The organism is Virgibacillus sp. 6R, assembly GCF_001895305.1.
Lineage (GTDB): Bacteria > Bacillota > Bacilli > Bacillales > Amphibacillaceae > Virgibacillus > Virgibacillus pantothenticus.
Genome location: NZ_CP017762.1, coordinates 595,186 through 613,515, shown reverse-complemented (window position 1 = coordinate 613,515; position 18,330 = coordinate 595,186). Strand labels below are relative to the sequence as shown.

Below are 18,330 nucleotides of genomic sequence, written 5' to 3'. Positions count from 1 at the left end.
AGAAGTCACGACATCCTGTAGAAACTTTGTACCTTGAAAACTAAATAAGAGTAACAACGACATCAAACTAAAAGCGGAAGCGAATGTGTAGCGATGTACAGACTGGACTGACTCGAAGGAGATAAAGGAACACGGTGAACGCAAGTGAATCGATGTTGACTTATCGTATGGAGAGGAAGGAAGTCATGCTATTGCTATGAGCTGAAGCTAGAAAACCAAAAGCTGAAAAGTAATATGCTTATTCATAAATAGAAAGTTAGTTAAGTGAATAAGGGCGCACGGTGGATGCCTTGGCACTAGGAGCCGAAGAAGGACGGGACTAACACCGATATGTCCCGGGGAGTCGTAAGTAGACGTCGATCCGGGAATTTCCGAATGGGGGAACCCACTGCTCGTAATGGAGTAGTACTTTTATCTGAATTCATAGGATAGAAGAGGCATACCCGGGGAACTGAAACATCTCAGTACCCGGAGGAAGAGAAAGCAAATGCGATTTCCCAAGTAGCGGCGAGCGAAACGGAAACAGCCCAAACCAGAAGGCTTGCCTTCTGGGGTTGTAGGACACTCCATAGGAGTTATCAAGAGATTCTTTAGATGAAGCGATCTGGAAAGATCCGCCAAAGAAGGTAACAGCCCTGTAATCGAAAAGGAATCTCCTCCGGAGTGTATCCTGAGTACGGCGGAACACGAGGAATTCCGTCGGAATCCGGGAGGACCATCTCCCAAGGCTAAATACTCCCTAGTGACCGATAGTGAACCAGTACCGTGAGGGAAAGGTGAAAAGCACCCCGGGAGGGGAGTGAAAGAGAACCTGAAACCGTGTGCCTACAAGTAGTCGAAGCCCGTTAATGGGTGACGGCGTACCTTTTGTAGAATGGACCGGCGAGTTACGATCGTATGCAAGGTTAAGTGGAAGACACGGAGCCGCAGCGAAAGCGAGTCTGAATAGGGCGATATAGTATGCGGTCGTAGACCCGAAACCGTGTGATCTACCCATGTCCAGGGTGAAGGTCAGGTAACACTGACTGGAGGCCCGAACCCACGTATGTTGAAAAATGCGGGGATGAGGTGTGGGTAGGGGTGAAATGCCAATCGAACACGGAGATAGCTGGTTCTCTCCGAAATAGCTTTAGGGCTAGCCTCAAGGAAAGAGTACTGGAGGTAGAGCACTGATTGAACTAGGGGCCCTCATCGGGTTACCGAATTCAGTCAAACTCCGAATGCCAGCTACTTATCCTTGGGAGTCAGACTATGGGTGATAAGGTTCATAGTCGAAAGGGAAACAGCCCAGACCGCCAGCTAAGGTCCCAAAGTATACGTTAAGTGGAAAAGGATGTGGAGTTGCCCAGACAACCAGGATGTTGGCTTAGAAGCAGCCACCATTTAAAGAGTGCGTAATAGCTCACTGGTCGAGTGACTCTGCGCCGAAAATGTACCGGGGCTAAACGTATCACCGAAGCTGCGGATTGTTCTACGAACAATGGTAGGAGAGCGTTCAAAGTGCAGTGAAGTCAGATCGTGAGGACTGGTGGAGCGCTTTGAAGTGAGAATGCCGGTATGAGTAGCGAAAAAAGAGTGAGAATCTCTTTCACCGAATGCCTAAGGTTTCCTGAGGAAGGCTCGTCCTCTCAGGGTTAGTCGGGACCTAAGCCGAGGCCGAAAGGCGTAGGCGATGGACAACAGGTAGATATTCCTGTACCACCTCATGAACGTTTGAACGATGGGGGGACGCAGTAGGATAAGGAATGCGCACGGATGGATGTGTGCGCCCAAGCAGTGAGAAAGTCGGATAGGCAAATCCGTCCGATAATTTCAAGCTGTGACGGGGAGGGAAATAGAGTACCGAAGTTCCGGATTTCACACTGCCAAGAAAAGCCTCTAGTAAGTTCATAGGTGCCCGTACCGCAAACCGACACAGGTAGGCGAGGAGAGAATCCTAAGGTGAGCGGGAGAACTCTCGTTAAGGAACTCGGCAAAATGACCCCGTAACTTCGGGAGAAGGGGTGCTCCTTTAAGGAGGAGCCGCAGTGAATAGGCCCAAGCGACTGTTTAGCAAAAACACAGGTCTCTGCGAAGCCGAAAGGCGAAGTATAGGGGCTGACACCTGCCCGGTGCTGGAAGGTTAAGGGGAAACGTTAGTGCTTCGGCACGAAGCGTAGAACCGAAGCCCCAGTAAACGGCGGCCGTAACTATAACGGTCCTAAGGTAGCGAAATTCCTTGTCGGGTAAGTTCCGACCCGCACGAAAGGTGCAACGACTTGGGCACTGTCTCAACGAGAGACCCGGTGAAATTATACTATGCGTGAAGATGCGCATTACCCGCGACAGGACGGAAAGACCCCGTGGAGCTTTACTGTAGCCTGATATTGAATGTTGGTACAGCTTGTACAGGATAGGTGGGAGCCATCGAAGCGTGAGCGCTAGCTTACGTGGAGGCAACCGTGGGATACCACCCTGGCTGTACGAACCTTCTAACCCAGGGCCGTGATCCGGTCCGGAGACAGTGTCAGGCGGGCAGTTTGACTGGGGCGGTCGCCTCCCAAAAGGTAACGGAGGCGCCCAAAGGTTCCCTCAGAATGGTTGGAAATCATTCGCAGAGTGTAAAGGCAGAAGGGAGCTTGACTGCGAGACCTACAAGTCGAGCAGGGACGAAAGTCGGGCTTAGTGATCCGGTGGTTCCGCATGGAAGGGCCATCGCTCAACGGATAAAAGCTACCCCGGGGATAACAGGCTTATCTCCCCCAAGAGTTCACATCGACGGGGAGGTTTGGCACCTCGATGTCGGCTCATCGCATCCTGGGGCTGTAGTCGGTCCCAAGGGTTGGGCTGTTCGCCCATTAAAGCGGTACGCGAGCTGGGTTCAGAACGTCGTGAGACAGTTCGGTCCCTATCCGTCGTGGGCGCAGGAGGTTTGAGAGGAGCTGTCCTTAGTACGAGAGGACCGGGATGGACACACCGCTGGTGTACCAGTTGTTCCGCCAGGAGCATAGCTGGGTAGCTACGTGTGGCAGGGATAAGTGCTGAAAGCATCTAAGCATGAAGCCCCCCTCAAGATGAGACTTCCCATCACTAAAAGTGAGTAAGATCCCTCAGAGATGATGAGGTTGATAGGTCCGAGGTGGAAGCGTGGTGACACGTGTAGCTGACGGATACTAATCGATCGAGGACTTAACTAACCATTTTGGAAGATGAATCGTTGGATGATCTCTTATTTAGTTTTCGAGGTATAAATCAGGAATCGATTTTTTTTAACAAAAATCTTGATTTTTTCTCAAAAACGCTTATAATAAGATTTGTGCCTATTTTTTAGCACAACATAACAAATAGCAACTTTGCCTGGTAGTAATGGCGGAGAGGTCACACCTGTTCCCATGCCGAACACAGAAGTTAAGCTCTCCAGCGCCGATGGTAGTTGGGGCTTTGCCCCTGCAAGAGTAGGACGCCGCCAGGCAATAAGGTAAAAACTGATACATCAAATAAGATGGTCAGTTTTTTTGTTTGTCCAGGAAATTATAAAATTCGGGCCTTAATATGGTGGTGTTCCTGATTAGAAAAAGGGTTCAGGACAATGATGCATCGAGCTTCATACGAAAGTAAAAGACAGAATATGCATATTGTAAAAAGCCAACCAAATGAATGTATAGCATTTAGGGTCTACTTTACATCTGATATCTTGTAACATGAAGATTAAAGAAAAGATGCATTGTCGTCATATCTTTTATGAACGATTAAAAATGGTAGACCACTACCAAAAATGTACGAATTTCGTAAAGACATCATCTTTAAGTTATATGCTGTCGGGTTCGTTTTAATTTTGTGACTTAAAAAGACAAATGGTTTGTCCAAAAAATGGTAATAGCAGGTTTGAAACCTGTATGGAAGCTATGAAAACTCGAATTTAGAAGCATTTCAGCGTGTGAAGGGACATTCCGGCGGTTGGAAAAGAACCTTTACATTCGTTTATGTAACCATTCAGCAATGGCTATATTGTGGGAGTAAATAACACTGTAAAAGTGTTAAAACGTAATTCATTTGGAACCTGAGTGAATGAAGAAGAAAATATTATGGTAACAGGAGGTTAAAAAAATCATCTAAGGTTAAAAAAGATGGCGGAGAGTTTCCACTATCACATACATATTTATTGTCTTAATTTGTTACTTATACCTATACCCGCCATATTAAAGTATAGCAATTTTGACGTTTAAGCAGAGAATGTAAGGCACTGGAAAATTCGCTCAACTCTAAATGGAGATAACAAGCAATTTAAAAAACTCTCACTAAAATTAAGACTCCTCCAACAAGTTGAAAACGTGTGTGGAGGAGTACTTGGATAAGTATAACTTTGTTAAAAATACCATTTATTAAGACTGAGCTACTTCAGCATCGCCGTTGAAAGATTTTCCCTTTCTGCTTAAGCTGTCAGTAATAGCTGTAATTGCTCCGTCACCAGTAACGTTACAAGCAGTTCCAAGGCTGTCTTGGGCTAAGTATAAGGCGATCATCAGTGATACCATGGTTGAGTCGAAGCCTAGCATACTCTCCAAAAGTCCAATTGCTGCCATGACTGCACCACCTGGAACTCCTGGTGCAGCAATCATTGTAACACCTAACATTAAAATAAATGGAAAGATAGTTCCAAGCGTAGCTGCATCGCCTTGTAAAAACAATACAGCTAATGCACAACTTACTAACGTGATGGTACTGCCTGATAAATGAATATTTGCCAGTAAAGGTACAGTGAAATCTGCAATATTTTCTCGAACCTTTAATCGTTTAGCGTGCTCTAAAGTAACAGGGATGGTAGCTGCTGAAGATTGCGTTCCTAAAGCAGTAAAATAGGCGGGTGCCATTGTTTTAAGCATAGATAATGGGTTTTGCTTGCTTAAACCTCCTGCAACTGTATATTGTACGAATAAGTAAAGTAAATGTAAGATGATTATCATAACAAATACTTTAGCAAAAACAGCTAAAATAGTACTTACTTGACCTGCAGAAGTCATATTGGCAAAGATACCAAAAATATGAAACGGAAGTAACGGAATAATTACCTTTTCAATTACTAAATGGATAATATCCCTAAAATCAAGGGATAGTTTGTAAAGTGAATCTCCCTTAATTGCTGCAATTCCTAATCCAAGTACAAAAGCAAGTAATAATGCGGTCATCACGCCCATAGGTGGGGGCATTTCAATTTGGATAAATCCGCTGCTCAATGATTTTGTTGGATCGGAAAAAGACTGAAGTGATTGCTGATTTAATAAGTTAGGATAAATCATTTTAGCAGATAAAAAGGCAATGATTCCAGCAATAATTGTCGAAGAATATGCGATGATTGCTGTCAGTCCTAATAGTTTTCCTGCTCCTTTTCCCATTGAACCGATACCAGGAATAATAAATCCGAGAATAATTAACGGTATTATAAATCCTAAAAAGTTACCAAACAGATCATTAAATGTTGCAAATAAACGTATAAACCAGTCATTTACAAATGAACCGAACGCAATACCTAGTCCTATAGCGATGATAATGCGTAGTAGTAATCCAAAACCTTTCAAATGTATCGTCCTCCTTTCATTATAATATTATCTATTGTACACAATATGTATAAATTCGTCTAACATGCAAATTCAGAAAAAAGTACAATTATATGAATTCCTTGTTATTGGATAATTATTTATTCACATGTTGGTCATTTGAACCAGTATTTACTCCTGCTTAAACAATTAGCGCCTTCGCTCCATACAAAATGATAATAAAAGCGCACCTTATAAGGTGCGCTTTGCCCATTTAACTCATCCCATAAGGGCCTAATTGTTGGGAACCGCCGCTATTTGAAGCGTTAGAGTTTGACATTTGCGATACAAAAGGAATCATTTTTTGCATGGTTTGACCAAAATTTTGATTGTTTTTCGTCATCGTATAAAATGTAGCAGCACCTACGCCTACAGAAGCAATAATTGGTATCCACATTCCACTTTTTTGCACCATCATCGATCCTTTCTTTGCCCTTAGAGTGATAAAAACAGACATTATTAGGTTAAGCAAAAGCATAAAAACGATACAAGGTATCAACTTCCAACCTCTGCTTCAATAGCAGCATTTAAACCAGCGATTCTGCCTGTAACAAGTGCAGATGTTATATTATAACCGCCTGTATAGCCATGTATATCCAATATTTCTCCACAAAAATATAAACGCTCCATTACCTTTGAACGCATAGTATTTGGAACAATTTCTTTAATAGAAACTCCACCACCAGTAACAAACGCTTTTTCCAATGGGAGGGAGTCATGAACATAAAATGTAAATTGTTTGCAATCGTGTATGAATTCCAATACCCATTGCTTGGAAAGATTTCCTACTTTTTTATCTTCATGTACACCATGTCGTTCCAGTAAAAATCCAATAAACCTTTCTGGAGCCCATCCTTTTAACAAGTTTTTAATCGATTTTTTAGGTGTTGTTTGAATCTGTTCAAAGAGTTGCTGAGCTAGGTCTTGTTCAGTGGCATTAGGAAATAGATCAAGCTCCATTGGAACAGCAGTTTGTCCTTTTTTTATTTCTTTAACAACAAATTGGGAGCAACGCAATACTGCTGGACCAGAAATGCCGAAATGCGTAAAAATCATATCCATTTGATGGGAAATAATGGTTTTCCCTTTTTGATTAAGCACAGATAAACAAACGTTACGTAACGAAATACCTTGTAGTAATTTATTTTGGATAAAAGGTTCCTTAGAAACTAAAGCAACTTCTGTAGGATATAGGTCGGTAACTGTATGTCCGGCTTTTTTTGCCCATGCATACCCATCTCCAGTAGAACCTGTTTGCGGTACCGCTTTACCTCCAACAGCAATGATAATGGTTTTAGATTGGATTTTATCTCCATTATAGAGGATAATAGTATGGTGTTTCTTGTCGTAGTGGACTGCTTTTACAGGCATCTCTAGCTTTACTGTGACATTTAGCTCTTCCATGCGCTTCAGTAACGCATTAACTACCGTTTTAGACTGATTAGTAACTGGAAACATTCTGCCATGATCTTCTTCTTTTAACGGGACATTTAAATGCGTGAAAAAATCAATAATGTCGTAATTGTTAAATATAGAAAAAGCACTGTATAAAAATTTTCCGTTTCCAGGAATATGCTTAATGACTTCTTCCTGAGGCAGACGGTTCGTTACATTACATCGGCCTCCACCTGAGATAGCCAGTTTTTTTCCTAGTTTCTTTCCTTTTTCCAGCAATAATGTGTTGGCACCCGACTCAGCTGCGGCAATAGCAGCCATTAATCCAGAAGGTCCTCCGCCAACAATGGTTACGTCATAGGACATTTTCTTCATTCCTTTCCGTAGTATCGTACCATGAACAAAGGAAAGAGACAATTTTATCTTGGTAAATGGTAATGTATGAAGAAGAAGAAACATTTTGTAAAACAATGTTGTCATTTAAGGAGAGGAAACAAAGAAAAATGTGATAAAATAGATCATATGCTAATTTTGAAAAACGAATTACATAATATAGTAGCTTTTTATTAAATGTTGATAAATGCAGGTGAAAAAATGTCGAATATAGTACGTGGAACGATATTGTTAACAGGAGCAACTTTTCTGTCTAAATTATTAGGAATGGTTTATGTCATTCCCTTTAATTCATTAGTTGGTGCAACTGGTGGGACGCTTTTTTCCTTAGCGTACACACCTTACAATATATTTATTAGTATCTCTACTGTTGGAGTGCCATTAGCTGTATCCAAGTTTGTTTCCAAATATAATGCTGTTGGGGATTATGAAACAGGAATGCGCATGTTCCGTACTGGAATGAGATTGATGGTTACAACCGGGATATTAGCTTTTTTTGTACTGTTTTTTAGCGCCGATTTGTTGGCGGCTGGAATGATTACGAGCGAAAATGCTGAAGCAATATCAAGAACAGATGTAGCTTTTGTTATTAAGATGGTAAGCTTTGCATTGATTTTAATTCCCGCTATGAGTATTGTTAGAGGCTTTTTTCAAGGATATCATTCGATGGGGCCTACAGCTTTATCACAAGTGATGGAACAAATTGTACGTATCTTTTTTATCTTAGCAGGATCATTTGTTATTGTTAATGTTTTAGGTGGGTCCATTATTGCCGCTGTTGGATTTTCGACTTTTGCAGCTTTCCTTGGAGCAGTCGCTTCCTGTGTTGTATTATGGGTTTATTGGCAAAAACGAAAACCGTATATGGACAGACAACGGAAGCAGCAAATATATATGTATGATATTCGCACACGTGATATGTTAAAAGAATTATTTCGCTATGCGGGACCGTTTGTTTTGGTCGGCTTAGCAACTCCTTTGTACCAATTGATTGATCAATTTACTTTTGAAAGGGCAATGGTAGCTAGTGGCAGGGAAGATTTATGGTCTTTTACATATTCGGTTGTGAATTTCTACGGTCATAAACTGGTTATTATACCTGTCACAATTGCAACGGGCTTATCTTTAGCCATATTGCCAGAAATGACAAAAGCATTTACGCAAAAAAATAATCAGCTGTTAAAGAAGCAAATTAATCAGGCACTGCAAATTGTAATGTTTCTAATTCTTCCTGCTGTTGCTGGACTTTCTCTGTTATCTACAGAAGCGTATGGCGCATTATTTGGTTTGGAGCAAATTAAAATTTCAGGTGAACTGCTTGCCTGGTATGCTCCTGTCGGTTTGTTCTTTGGGCTTTTTACAGTTACCTCATCTATTTTACAGGGCGTTAACCAACAACGGTTTGCGGTTATTAGTTTATCGGCAGGTGTGCTCGCAAAACTATTGTTAAACATACAGCTTATTTATATGTTCGGTGCAAAGGGTGCTATTTTAGGAACAGCATTAGCTGCAGGTATTGCTACTGTACTTAATTTATGGTGTATCCGGTCAGCAACCCACTTTTCCTATAAACCATTAGCTAAGCGAACGATATTAATATTGATTTTCATAGCAATAATGAGCGGAGCGATCGTTTTAGGTAAATATTTGCTAGGTATAGCAGTACCAGAAACGCGTTTGGGGATGATGCTCACATTAATTGTATGTGTCTGTTTAGGTGGATTTGTTTACTTATGGTTGGCTTATGCTTCAACATTGTTAGAAAGAGTGCTTGGAAATCGAATTCGGTTTTTAGATAAAATTTTCCGGCGATAGGAGAGTAAAAAATGCGGCTTGATAAATTTTTAGCCAATGCTGGAATTGGAAGTAGAAAAGAAGTAAAAGCATTGCTTAAAAAACGACATGTTACGGTGAACAATAAGGTAATAAAAGATAGCTCTGCTCACGTTGATCCCGATAACGATACGATAAAAGTAAACGAGGAGCTTGTTCAATATCAAAAATATATCTATATCATGTTACATAAACCACCTGGTGTAATTTCAGCAACCGAGGATAAAAAAGAAAAAACAGTCATTGATTTGTTGCCGGCGGAGTTACAAAATTTTCGTCCATTTCCTGTCGGGCGGCTTGATAAGGATACGGAAGGATTGCTGATATTAACAAATGATGGACAACTAGCGCATGAATTATTATCTCCGAAAAAACATGTGCCCAAAACATATTTTGCAAAGATTAAAGGTGAGGTAACAGAAGAAGATTGTAAAGTTTTCGCTAATGGAGTTACGCTGGATGATGGTTATATAACTAAGCCTGCAACATTAAGCATTTTGCAACAGGGAGAAACGTCAGCGGTAGAGATTACTATAACGGAAGGTAAATTTCATCAAGTTAAACGAATGTTTCGCGCCGTCGATAAACAAGTACTATATTTAAAACGAACTAGGATGGGGAAACTACTACTTGACGAGGCGCTTAAAATGAGTCAATACCGAGAATTAAACACAGAAGAATTAAAATTACTGTATGAAACTTAAAGCGAAACAGCCTTGAACGAATATAGGCTTTTACAGGAGGCTAACGATGTCACAACAGCCACATTATTTTATTGCTATTCCATTATCTAAAGAAGTGCAAGCTGCTTGCCGTGAGGAGCAAGCAGTTTTAAGGTCTAAGTTTCCTTACAAGCAGTGGGTACATGAGCTGGATTTTCATATTACTTTAAAGTTTTTAGGACCGGTGTCCGATAGTAAAGTATGGGAATTGGTGAAGAAGTTGCAGACAATTTCTTTCTCTCCCTTTTATGTACAAGTAGGCGGTATCGGTACTTTTGGCTCTACTGATAAACCTCGCGTTATCTATTCTGCTGTACAATCTACCGAGGCTTTAACAGATTTAGCGAATCAAGTGCAGTTTGTAGCGGTACAAACGGGGTTCTCATCGGAAGAACGGCCATACATTCCTCACATCACATTGGCAAAGAAATGGGCCGGCACTGGAAGCATGGAAAAAGAAATAGCCCAGACGAAATATATGAACCATTCAATCATCCGGTTATATGTTGATCGCTTTGTACTATATCAAATTTTTCCAAAGCAACAACCAAAATACAAAGTAAAAGCTTGTTTTAAAGCGTTGGGAGGTGAAAACACTGGCGCAACTGATTAAATTACAAGATTATATTTCCCGGTATGAGTGGAGCCCCTATCGATATCCCAGTCAATTTATTCGCTTGAAAAATGAAAACTGGCACCAGTTAAAAGATATGTGGGAAAAAGCAGCTAATAGCTCTGTGGATCATACTGAAATGATGCAAGAAGCAAAGGAACATCCGCGCTGGAAGTTGTGGAAACGCAAAACAAAAGCAGTTGATGTAGACCACGAAGAATATACTGCTGATCTTGATCTTCCTGAAACAGAGCAAGGGCTAAAGCAATATTACTTAGACAAATTATTACACTTACAAATGAAATGGGCTACTTCAACGGTAACCGATATTTCCTTTGTTGATAAGAAATGGACAGAAGATAATGAGATTAAATATTTTTTACAACGGTTTCCAGACACGTATTTATTTTTGTATTACCCTATTTTCACAATTAAAAAAGCTCCAGTAGAGTGCGAAATTATTTTGATCTCTCCAATAGGCATTGAAATCATCTGCCAATTAAGGGAGACTACTGGGGCAACGATAATAGCACAAGATGCACGGACGTGGATCGTTGAAAAGGAAAATAGCAGGGGGAAATTGTTAAATCCACACATTGCTTTAAAACGAACGGAGAACATTATAAAAGGAATACTTTCTCATTATCATTTAAATTTCCCAATTACGAAAACCATTCTAGCTAAATCCAATCCAGTTCAATTTTTAGCTGAGCCGTATCAGACGAAAATTATTGGGAAACAGCAATACGACAGCTGGTTCTCGCAAAAGCGAAATATGACTTCTCCATTAAAAAACCAGCAGTTAAAAGTAGCGGAAGCATTATTAAAACATGTACAAACAACTTCGGTAAAACGCCCGGAATGGGAAGAAGAACGAAACCCATTTGAATTTGTTGAAGAAGAATCTTAACGCTGGTCCGTTTCCTGATTAGTAACTTAACAACTAACAGAAAAAACGGATTTTCTTCAAAATTTTTCCTGAAATGTTAATTGAACAAATCACTAGCTATTCAGATTTGTATTTTTGGATAGATATAGATAAAATATATTATTGAACGCTAAAATTTGAAAGATGTGAGGAATTTATGGTGAACTGGCTGAAGCGAGTTCTAGGTAGTGAGTGGGAAGTAGCTCCAGCAGGTGGGCTTACGGGAGACGCTTACCTGGCAACGAAGGATAACCAGCGATTATTTTTAAAACGTAACTCATCCCCGTTTTTAGCTGTTTTATCGGCAGAAGGGGTTGTACCGAAGCTAATTTGGACGAAAAGAATGGAAAATGGTGACGTCATTACAGCCCAAGAATGGCTGGAGGGAAGAGAATTAAAACCAGTAGAAATGCAACATTTACGAGTTGCAGACTTATTACGAAAAATCCACCAGTCCTCTGAATTGTTGTACATGCTTATGCGCTTAGGAAAAAAACCCATTACTTCAGATGAAAGTTTCGATACAATCAAAAAACGTTTATTACAAATTGATTTAAATCATACACATGAGCAGATCAATCTCGCATTAACCAACTTAGAAAAATTGCTTCCTATTACGAGGAAGCAAAAATTAGTCGTGTGCCATGGTGATTTAAATCATAATAATTTACTATTAACCGAAGAAGGGAATTTATATCTTATCGATTGGGATAATGCGTTAATTGCTGATCCAGTTATCGATTATGGAATGATTTTAAATTCGTATATACCACAAGAAAATTGGCACGAGTGGTTAAGTCAGTACGGTATTGCAACAGACAGTCACCTGCTAGGTCGGATGCATTGGTATTTATTACTTGATTCCCTTCATTATTTATGTTGGCATAAAGAACGTGATGAAGGTGTTAAATTTGTAGATCGTTTGCACGAGCTGCAAGTATTAAATAATCAAATAGGGAATTTTAATTTAGATTTGTTTGATGAATAGCATCAATCCATGCCGCTAACTGCTTATTATTCGCCGTGATGTGTGCTTCTATATCTCGTGAAGATTCCCCGTTTTTTCCGTAGTGGTATATTTCAGGTAGTAATGTATGCAGTTGTTGATCAGTAATCGAGCTGTTTTGCATGAGTGACTTCACTAGCCTAGTAATTTGTTGATATTCAGAAACGCTTCCACAACAGTCGCTGTGATGCTCATCTAATAAATCCATAAGCAAGGTTAGTTGGTTATTTGTGTTTAGTTCCATCTTCAAATCACCTCTAATCATAGTATTGTTCATTTATTCATTTCTATACTCGTATACAGAAAGTGAGGCTTACATATATGCGTCAACGTCATAAGCCGTGGGCAGATGATTTTTTACAGGAACATCCGGACACGGTTATTTCCAATCCGGTCAGTTATCGTGGCAGATGGAAGGATGTGTTTGCAAATGATGCACCCATCCATCTTGAAATTGGAACAGGAAAAGGACAATTTATCGTCGAAATGGCGAAACAATACCCGAATATTAATTTTATTGGCATAGAGGTGGCGAAAAGTATTATCGTTACTGCTGCCCAAAAGGTACTAGTTTCGGAGCAGCTAAATATTCGTTTGTTGCATGTCGACGCTGAACGTTTAACTGAACTGTTTGCAAAAGATGAATTAACCAAAATTTATTTAAATTTTTCTGATCCTTGGCCAAAAAACCGACATGAGAAAAGGAGATTGACATACTATACTTTTTTAGATAAGTATAAAGAAGTTTTGCGTCCGAATGGCGAAATTATTTTAAAGACCGATAATATGGGGCTATTTGAATATTCATTAGCAAGTTTTTCGCAAAATGGAATGAGAATTGAAGAAGTGAATCTTGATCTGCATGAAGCTGATGACTCCACAAATCGTATGACAGAGTATGAAGAGAAGTTTACAGCAAAAGGTCAGCCGATCTATCGTTGCCGTATCACATGTAATCACAAAGGAAACAGTTAACAGCTTGGCGAGTTCGTTAAATGCTCGCTAAGCTATTTTTATGCAAGAATAAGAAAGTATAAACTTAGGTGCTTATGGATAACGAAATAACCGACTAGCCACGTCCGGCTCCATCGCCCAGCAACTAGGCGACTTCACGAAATCGCCCTACGATAAGTCATCATCGGTTCGTCGCCTCACCGTGATTCCTTTATCTCAGTTGATTCGTTCCATTCGCTACGTTGCTAAACGGGCGCTTGCGCCTTTGTTCATATGTTTTTTAATAAAAGTAATTCGTTGTCATGTCATCGCTTTAAACGAATAATAAAGCAGAATTTACGAAAGGTATGTCGTCCTGTTAGAATAGATAAAAGATGTTTATTTTGAAAGCGATTGCTTGATTGGTGATTTAGGGAGGGGACTGTATGGAGAAATTAAAGGTAGGGAGAGCAACTTTAACATGGCTGAAGGGAGGTGTAACGAATCTGGATGGAGGTGCGATGTTCGGAGTCGTGCCTAAAGTACTGTGGCAGCCAAAATACCCAACGAATGAATTAAATCAGATTACATTGAGGACAGATCCAATCTTATTGCAGCTAGATGGAAAAAATTATTTGATTGATAGCGGGATTGGTCAAAATAAGCTATCTGAAAAGCAATTACGTAATTTTGGTGTTTCGGAACAGTCACAAGTCATGAAAGACCTAGCAACGCTTGGGTTATCACCAAATAACATTGATGGTATGTTAATGACACATATGCATTTTGATCATGCATCCGGCTTAACCAATTTGGTTGGCGATATGTATGAATCTGTATTTAAACAAGCCGTTATTTATACATCTGAAAAGGAATGGGAGGAAATGAGGCAGCCTAACATTCGATCAAAAAATACTTATTGGAGGAGAAACTGGGAAGCGATTACGGAACAAGTTCAGACATTTACGAATGAAATCATGATCACAGATGGATTGAAAATGGTACATACTGGTGGTCATAGCAATGGGCACAGCATCATTGTTTTCGAACAAGATGATACATGCTGGATTCATATGGCGGATATTATGCCAACTTATGCACACCAAAATAAATTATGGGTATTAGCGTATGATGATTATCCGGTGACATCTGTTCATCAAAAAGAAAAATGGATGGATTATGGATATCGAAAACAGGCGTGGTACACATTTTATCATGATGCGTATTATCGGGCGATTAAGTTTGATGAATCAGGTGAGCGGGTTGACCAACTGGAAAGAAAACAGTCTCCAAATGAAGTTCATCGGTGATCGTTATCGAGACAGCCAATTGCCTATAACTCGATGGCTATCTTGATTTAAGGGGCAGATCTTGCATTAGTGTGGGATCTGAAACATCAAGTTGTTTGCTTGAAGCTAATAATAAACCAAATAAGCGAACAATAGCATTTGTAGGCTAGCTTTCGCTTATTTGGTAAAGATATCAAGAAAATGTTAAAATGGTCTATGTTGTTTGCACAGCATCAATAACAGCACCAGTTTCCACATCTACATAAAATTCATACTGCTTGTTCTCTCCGTCGAGATTACGGGTAACTCCACCACGGTAAGCGTCATACAAAAGGCCGTTTTTTTCCACTTCCTGAGGTTGCATGTAAATCCAAGAACCACTGATTGGGCCTTGTTTCTTAAACGTTTCTTTTGCTTGTTTTAACGCTTTTTCAGGTGTAACCTTTTGCATTTGGTCTATTTGCTGCTTTGCAAAATAGCCAACAGCAACTCCAAGTCCAGCTGCAATAATTGCTTTTTTTCCACTCATGAACTACTCACCTCTTGCTCTCAAATTAAATTCTTCGTTTTTTTCTTATATGCTAGTATATCGTATTTGGAATGAAATAGAAAATAAAAAACAGGATGGCTTTAAGAAAATAGAGTGGGTAAAAATAGAATGCCTGCATATAGCCTGCATATATGCCATTGTAAAATTCACCCTGAGATTTTTATTTTTCCCTTTGTACATCATTACTAAACAAGGGCTTTCGTTTTTGTTTGTAAATGCTCTTACTGTCATACCTTTGATCTATTTCATGTTGAAAGGAGGAATACTGGAAATCTATTCGCGGCTTCAAGTATACTAATTAATATACATATAATTGAAGGTGGGATACGGCATGAATGAAGAGACGAAGTCATTGTTTAAACAATTGACAGAGCTTCAAGGGGCACCAGGGAATGAACATTTGGTGCGTAGGTTTATGAAGCAAGAATTGTCCAAGTATGCAGATGAAACGATTCAAGATAATTTAGGCGGAATTTTTGGCGTGAAAAAAGGTTCCGGGCCGAAAGTTATGGTGGCGGGTCATATGGATGAAGTAGGATTTATGGTGACACAAATCACAGATAATGGCATGCTACGCTTCCAGCCTTTAGGCGGTTGGTGGAATCAAGTACTACTCGCCCAGCGGGTTCAGATCATGACAGACAATGGGCCAATTATTGGTGTAATTGGATCTATTCCACCTCATAATTTAACCGTTGAGCAACAAAAGAAACCAATGGAAATAAAACATATGCTTATCGATATCGGTGCGGATGATAAAGCAGATGCAGAGAAAATTGGCATTAAACCAGGACAGTCGATTGTTCCTTTAACCCCGTTTACTCCTATGGCAAATGATAAGAAAATTTTGGCAAAAGCCTGGGATAACCGCTATGGGTGTGGTTTAGCGATTGAGTTATTGAAAGAAGTACAACATGATACCTTGCCGAACGAGTTATATGCTGGGGCAACGGTGCAAGAAGAAGTTGGCTTGCGTGGTGCACAAGTGGCTGCGCATAAGATCCAACCAGACATATTTTTTGCTTTAGATGCTTCCCCTGCTAATGATATGTCAGGAAAAAGGGAAGAATTTGGTCAGTTAGGTAAGGGCGCGTTATTACGGATTTTTGACCGAACAATGATTACCCATCAAGGAATGAAAAACTTTGTTTTGGATACTGCCGAAAGCAATCATATTCCGTATCAGTATTTTATTTCTCAAGGCGGAACTGATGCAGGAAGAGTACATGTAGCTAATAATGGTATCCCTTCAGCAGTAATAGGCATATGCTCACGCTATATTCATACATCTTCGTCTATCATACATGTGGATGATTATGCTGCTGCTAAGGAATTACTCATTAAGCTTGTGAAAACAACGGATCATACAACATTGGATAATATCCACCGTTCTGTATAAGGGAAGAGTGTATATGAAAATCGTAATTGGCTCCATGAACAAAGCAAAAATTCAAGCTGTTAAAGAAGTTTTTCCAGAAGCAGTTATTGTAACAGAAGATGCCGATTCTGGTGTATCAGCACAACCTTTTTCCGATGAAGAGACGAGACAAGGAGCTATTAACCGTGCTCTTTCCTGTCTAGACACTCAAGATGCTACATTTGGAATCGGTCTTGAAGGCGGTGTTATGTTTATAGGTAACCAATTGTACCTTTGTAATTGGGGAGCATTAGCATTCTCTGACCAGCTGTATACTGCTAGCGGAGCCCGAATTGCGTTGCCACATGAAATAACAGAACAGCTTATTCAGGGTAGAGAGCTCGGAGATGTAATGGATGAATTTGCAAAACGGAAGCAAGTTCGACAGCAAGAGGGAGCTGTTGGCATATTTACATCGGAACGGATTTCCAGACGAAGCATGTTTCGTCATGTAATGGAATTATTACGCGGCCAATGGGAATTCACTAAGGAAAAAAAGGAATCTAAGTATCGAACAAGGCGTTAGCTTTGTAAAATGTATATGGAGAGTGCCAAATATTATTTTTAGGTGGAGTATGTACCTTGTGAAAAGCCTGTAGATTGTCTATACTACAGGCTTAAAGCTTTTTTTCATGTAATTAGCAGTAAACTTTTCCCTTACATCCTATGAGGTGAATCCAATGAGCATAAGTGTGAGCTCTAACTGCAAGTCAAATGTTCGTTTCTGTTTTAGAGGCTTAAGGTTCATAGCTATGATGCACTACAACCCCGAGTACCCACGGATTGAGCTTCTCTTATTCGAAAATGTAGTGGATGACATCTAACGCTTGTTCTACGGTTTCAACGGTTACATTGGCCTTCTCTGACAATTCTTTCAAAGGATGTATAAGAGACTTGGGGCGAATGATAATGGTTGGTTTATTTAACGTAATCGCCTGACTGGCATCCATTGCTGTATTCCATTGTTTATAGCTTTCACCAAAGAGGGCAATAACAATATCTGATTTTTTCATCAACACTTCTGTACGAAAATTATTAATGCGCGAAGCGGCCTCGTCTTTGTATATAGGCTCAGGCTGTTTACCTAAAATGGCTTCACCGATATTATCAGATCGTTCATGATTGGTTTGTGGAGCAACAAAGTGCAAAGGTAATTTTTTAGCTTCTGCTAAGCGTTTTACCTCTTCGCGCCAATCGTCGTGAATTTGACCAGCTAAATAGACAGTAAGTTCCATATTATCTCCTCCTTGCATGATTACATCTATCGTAAACGAAAACGACATGTTTGAGAAGTATTCCGCTACTGTTTTATAGTTAGTGGGAAGTTAACAAGTTAAATCGTTTCAATTTGTCTCCATTCATAGTAAGATAGGTGATGAAAAATAGCTGCCACTTGGGAAGGAAATTGTATAAAGCTATTAGTAAAACTGGCCTTAAACATTAGTATACCAGCACTAATTAGCACTGCCAGCAGCACAAAAATTTGAAGAAGAGGCGCTTACTGAAGCGCAACAAGAAGTGCCTTCAACAGTAATGATAGTCTACAGGAAAATCATTCGTTTGGAAACACACCATCACATATGGAAATCACACAAAAGGAAACCAATAATCTGGTTTTAGATAATAATGATTAGACTCTCTTGGGGTATATAATTCTAAATGAGGCAGCGGAAAAGTC

General features: G+C 40.0%; 15 protein-coding genes and 2 rRNA genes. 11 read left to right on the top strand and 6 right to left on the bottom strand.

Annotated elements, in window-relative coordinates:
- Positions 1-258: 258 nt before the first annotated feature.
- Together BKP57_RS02935 and rrf are read left to right on the top strand one after the other, a co-directional pair.
- Positions 259-3,176 (top strand): 23S ribosomal RNA (locus BKP57_RS02935).
- 159 nt (positions 3,177-3,335) lie between these two features.
- Positions 3,336-3,451 (top strand): 5S ribosomal RNA (gene rrf / locus BKP57_RS02930).
- 910 nt (positions 3,452-4,361) lie between these two features.
- Here the strand turns inward: rrf and BKP57_RS02925 are convergent.
- The 3 genes from BKP57_RS02925 to BKP57_RS02915 form a co-directional block, all read right to left on the bottom strand.
- A complete protein-coding gene (locus BKP57_RS02925) occupies positions 4,362-5,555 on the bottom strand; it encodes a dicarboxylate/amino acid:cation symporter (protein WP_050353421.1) in 1,194 nt (397 codons plus the stop codon).
- Between the two features lie 232 nt (positions 5,556-5,787).
- Positions 5,788-5,991 carry a hypothetical protein gene (locus BKP57_RS02920; RefSeq protein WP_077298987.1) on the bottom strand — a complete coding sequence of 68 codons (204 nt, stop codon included), beginning with the start codon at positions 5,989-5,991 and terminating at the stop codon, positions 5,788-5,790.
- Positions 5,992-6,068: 77 nt separating this feature from the next.
- Entirely contained in the window at positions 6,069-7,334 is a 1,266-nt protein-coding gene (locus tag BKP57_RS02915) for a BaiN/RdsA family NAD(P)/FAD-dependent oxidoreductase (RefSeq protein WP_072740964.1), read from the bottom strand.
- A 228-nt stretch (positions 7,335-7,562) separates the two neighbouring features.
- On the opposite strand from BKP57_RS02915, the gene BKP57_RS02910 reads away from it, so the two are divergent.
- The 5 genes from BKP57_RS02910 (at position 7,563) to BKP57_RS02890 (ending at position 12,445) form a co-directional block, all read left to right on the top strand.
- On the top strand, positions 7,563-9,176 hold the full coding sequence (locus tag BKP57_RS02910; protein ID WP_050353418.1) for a putative polysaccharide biosynthesis protein: 1,614 nt from the start codon (positions 7,563-7,565) through the stop codon (positions 9,174-9,176).
- 11 nt (positions 9,177-9,187) lie between these two features.
- Positions 9,188-9,898, top strand: a complete 711-nt coding sequence (locus tag BKP57_RS02905; protein WP_072740963.1) for a pseudouridine synthase — start codon at positions 9,188-9,190, stop codon at positions 9,896-9,898.
- Between the two features lie 46 nt (positions 9,899-9,944).
- Positions 9,945-10,529 (top strand): RNA 2',3'-cyclic phosphodiesterase, encoded by a 585-nt coding sequence (thpR, locus tag BKP57_RS02900; RefSeq protein WP_072740962.1) that lies wholly within the window; start codon positions 9,945-9,947, stop codon positions 10,527-10,529.
- Positions 10,504-11,439 carry an NERD domain-containing protein gene (locus BKP57_RS02895; RefSeq protein ID WP_156875267.1) on the top strand — a complete coding sequence of 312 codons (936 nt, stop codon included), beginning with the start codon at positions 10,504-10,506 and terminating at the stop codon, positions 11,437-11,439. The genes thpR and BKP57_RS02895 overlap by 26 nt, the downstream gene beginning before the upstream one ends.
- A 175-nt stretch (positions 11,440-11,614) precedes the next feature.
- Positions 11,615-12,445, top strand: a complete 831-nt coding sequence (locus BKP57_RS02890; protein WP_050353415.1) for a phosphotransferase family protein — start codon at positions 11,615-11,617, stop codon at positions 12,443-12,445.
- On the opposite strand, the gene BKP57_RS02885 is transcribed toward BKP57_RS02890, so the two are convergent.
- Positions 12,420-12,707 (bottom strand): YtzH-like family protein, encoded by a 288-nt coding sequence (locus BKP57_RS02885; protein WP_050353414.1) that lies wholly within the window; start codon positions 12,705-12,707, stop codon positions 12,420-12,422. The two genes, BKP57_RS02890 and BKP57_RS02885, sit on opposite strands and share 26 nt — an antisense overlap.
- Before the next feature lie 77 nt (positions 12,708-12,784).
- Here BKP57_RS02885 and trmB point away from each other — a divergent pair, with 77 nt between their 5' ends.
- The gene (trmB, locus tag BKP57_RS02880) at positions 12,785-13,438 is read left to right on the top strand and encodes a tRNA (guanosine(46)-N7)-methyltransferase TrmB (RefSeq protein WP_072740961.1); all 654 of its coding nucleotides are present in this window, start codon (positions 12,785-12,787) and stop codon (positions 13,436-13,438) included.
- A gap of 404 nt (positions 13,439-13,842) precedes the next feature.
- Positions 13,843-14,706: a YtnP family quorum-quenching lactonase gene (locus tag BKP57_RS02875; RefSeq protein ID WP_050353412.1), complete on the top strand. Its 864-nt coding sequence runs from the start codon at positions 13,843-13,845 to the stop codon at positions 14,704-14,706.
- A 193-nt stretch (positions 14,707-14,899) separates the two neighbouring features.
- Here the strand turns inward: BKP57_RS02875 and BKP57_RS02870 are convergent, their stop codons facing one another.
- Positions 14,900-15,214, bottom strand: coding sequence for a PepSY domain-containing protein (locus BKP57_RS02870; protein ID WP_072740960.1), 315 nt, complete (start codon positions 15,212-15,214; stop codon positions 14,900-14,902).
- 352 nt (positions 15,215-15,566) lie between these two features.
- Here BKP57_RS02870 and BKP57_RS02865 point away from each other — a divergent pair, with 352 nt between their 5' ends.
- Together BKP57_RS02865 and BKP57_RS02860 are read left to right on the top strand one after the other, a co-directional pair.
- Positions 15,567-16,634 carry a M42 family metallopeptidase gene (locus BKP57_RS02865; RefSeq protein WP_050353410.1) on the top strand — a complete coding sequence of 356 codons (1,068 nt, stop codon included), beginning with the start codon at positions 15,567-15,569 and terminating at the stop codon, positions 16,632-16,634.
- Between the two features lie 13 nt (positions 16,635-16,647).
- Entirely contained in the window at positions 16,648-17,178 is a 531-nt protein-coding gene (locus tag BKP57_RS02860; protein WP_050353409.1) for a DUF84 family protein, read from the top strand.
- Positions 17,179-17,446: 268 nt separating this feature from the next.
- On the opposite strand, the gene BKP57_RS02855 is transcribed toward BKP57_RS02860, so the two are convergent.
- Positions 17,447-17,887: a YtoQ family protein gene (locus BKP57_RS02855; protein ID WP_050353408.1), complete on the bottom strand. Its 441-nt coding sequence runs from the start codon at positions 17,885-17,887 to the stop codon at positions 17,447-17,449.
- Positions 17,888-18,330 lie beyond the last annotated feature (443 nt).

Excerpts from the sequence above, each read along its gene's own strand:
- thpR (WP_072740962.1), top strand. The coding sequence starts at position 9,945 with ATGTCACAACAGCCACATTATTTTATTGCTATTCCATTATCTAAAGAA.
- BKP57_RS02910 (WP_050353418.1), top strand. The coding sequence starts at position 7,563 with ATGTCGAATATAGTACGTGGAACGATATTGTTAACAGGAGCAACTTTT.
- BKP57_RS02855 (WP_050353408.1), bottom strand. The coding sequence starts at position 17,887 with ATGGAACTTACTGTCTATTTAGCTGGTCAAATTCACGACGATTGGCGC.
- BKP57_RS02890 (WP_050353415.1), top strand. The coding sequence starts at position 11,615 with ATGGTGAACTGGCTGAAGCGAGTTCTAGGTAGTGAGTGGGAAGTAGCT.
- BKP57_RS02915 (WP_072740964.1), bottom strand. The coding sequence starts at position 7,334 with ATGTCCTATGACGTAACCATTGTTGGCGGAGGACCTTCTGGATTAATG.
- BKP57_RS02865 (WP_050353410.1), top strand. The coding sequence starts at position 15,567 with ATGAATGAAGAGACGAAGTCATTGTTTAAACAATTGACAGAGCTTCAA.
- BKP57_RS02885 (WP_050353414.1), bottom strand. The coding sequence starts at position 12,707 with ATGGAACTAAACACAAATAACCAACTAACCTTGCTTATGGATTTATTA.
- BKP57_RS02860 (WP_050353409.1), top strand. The coding sequence starts at position 16,648 with ATGAAAATCGTAATTGGCTCCATGAACAAAGCAAAAATTCAAGCTGTT.
- BKP57_RS02920 (WP_077298987.1), bottom strand. The coding sequence starts at position 5,991 with ATGATGGTGCAAAAAAGTGGAATGTGGATACCAATTATTGCTTCTGTA.
- BKP57_RS02870 (WP_072740960.1), bottom strand. The coding sequence starts at position 15,214 with ATGAGTGGAAAAAAAGCAATTATTGCAGCTGGACTTGGAGTTGCTGTT.
- BKP57_RS02875 (WP_050353412.1), top strand. The coding sequence starts at position 13,843 with ATGGAGAAATTAAAGGTAGGGAGAGCAACTTTAACATGGCTGAAGGGA.
- trmB (WP_072740961.1), top strand. The coding sequence starts at position 12,785 with ATGCGTCAACGTCATAAGCCGTGGGCAGATGATTTTTTACAGGAACAT.
- BKP57_RS02905 (WP_072740963.1), top strand. The coding sequence starts at position 9,188 with ATGCGGCTTGATAAATTTTTAGCCAATGCTGGAATTGGAAGTAGAAAA.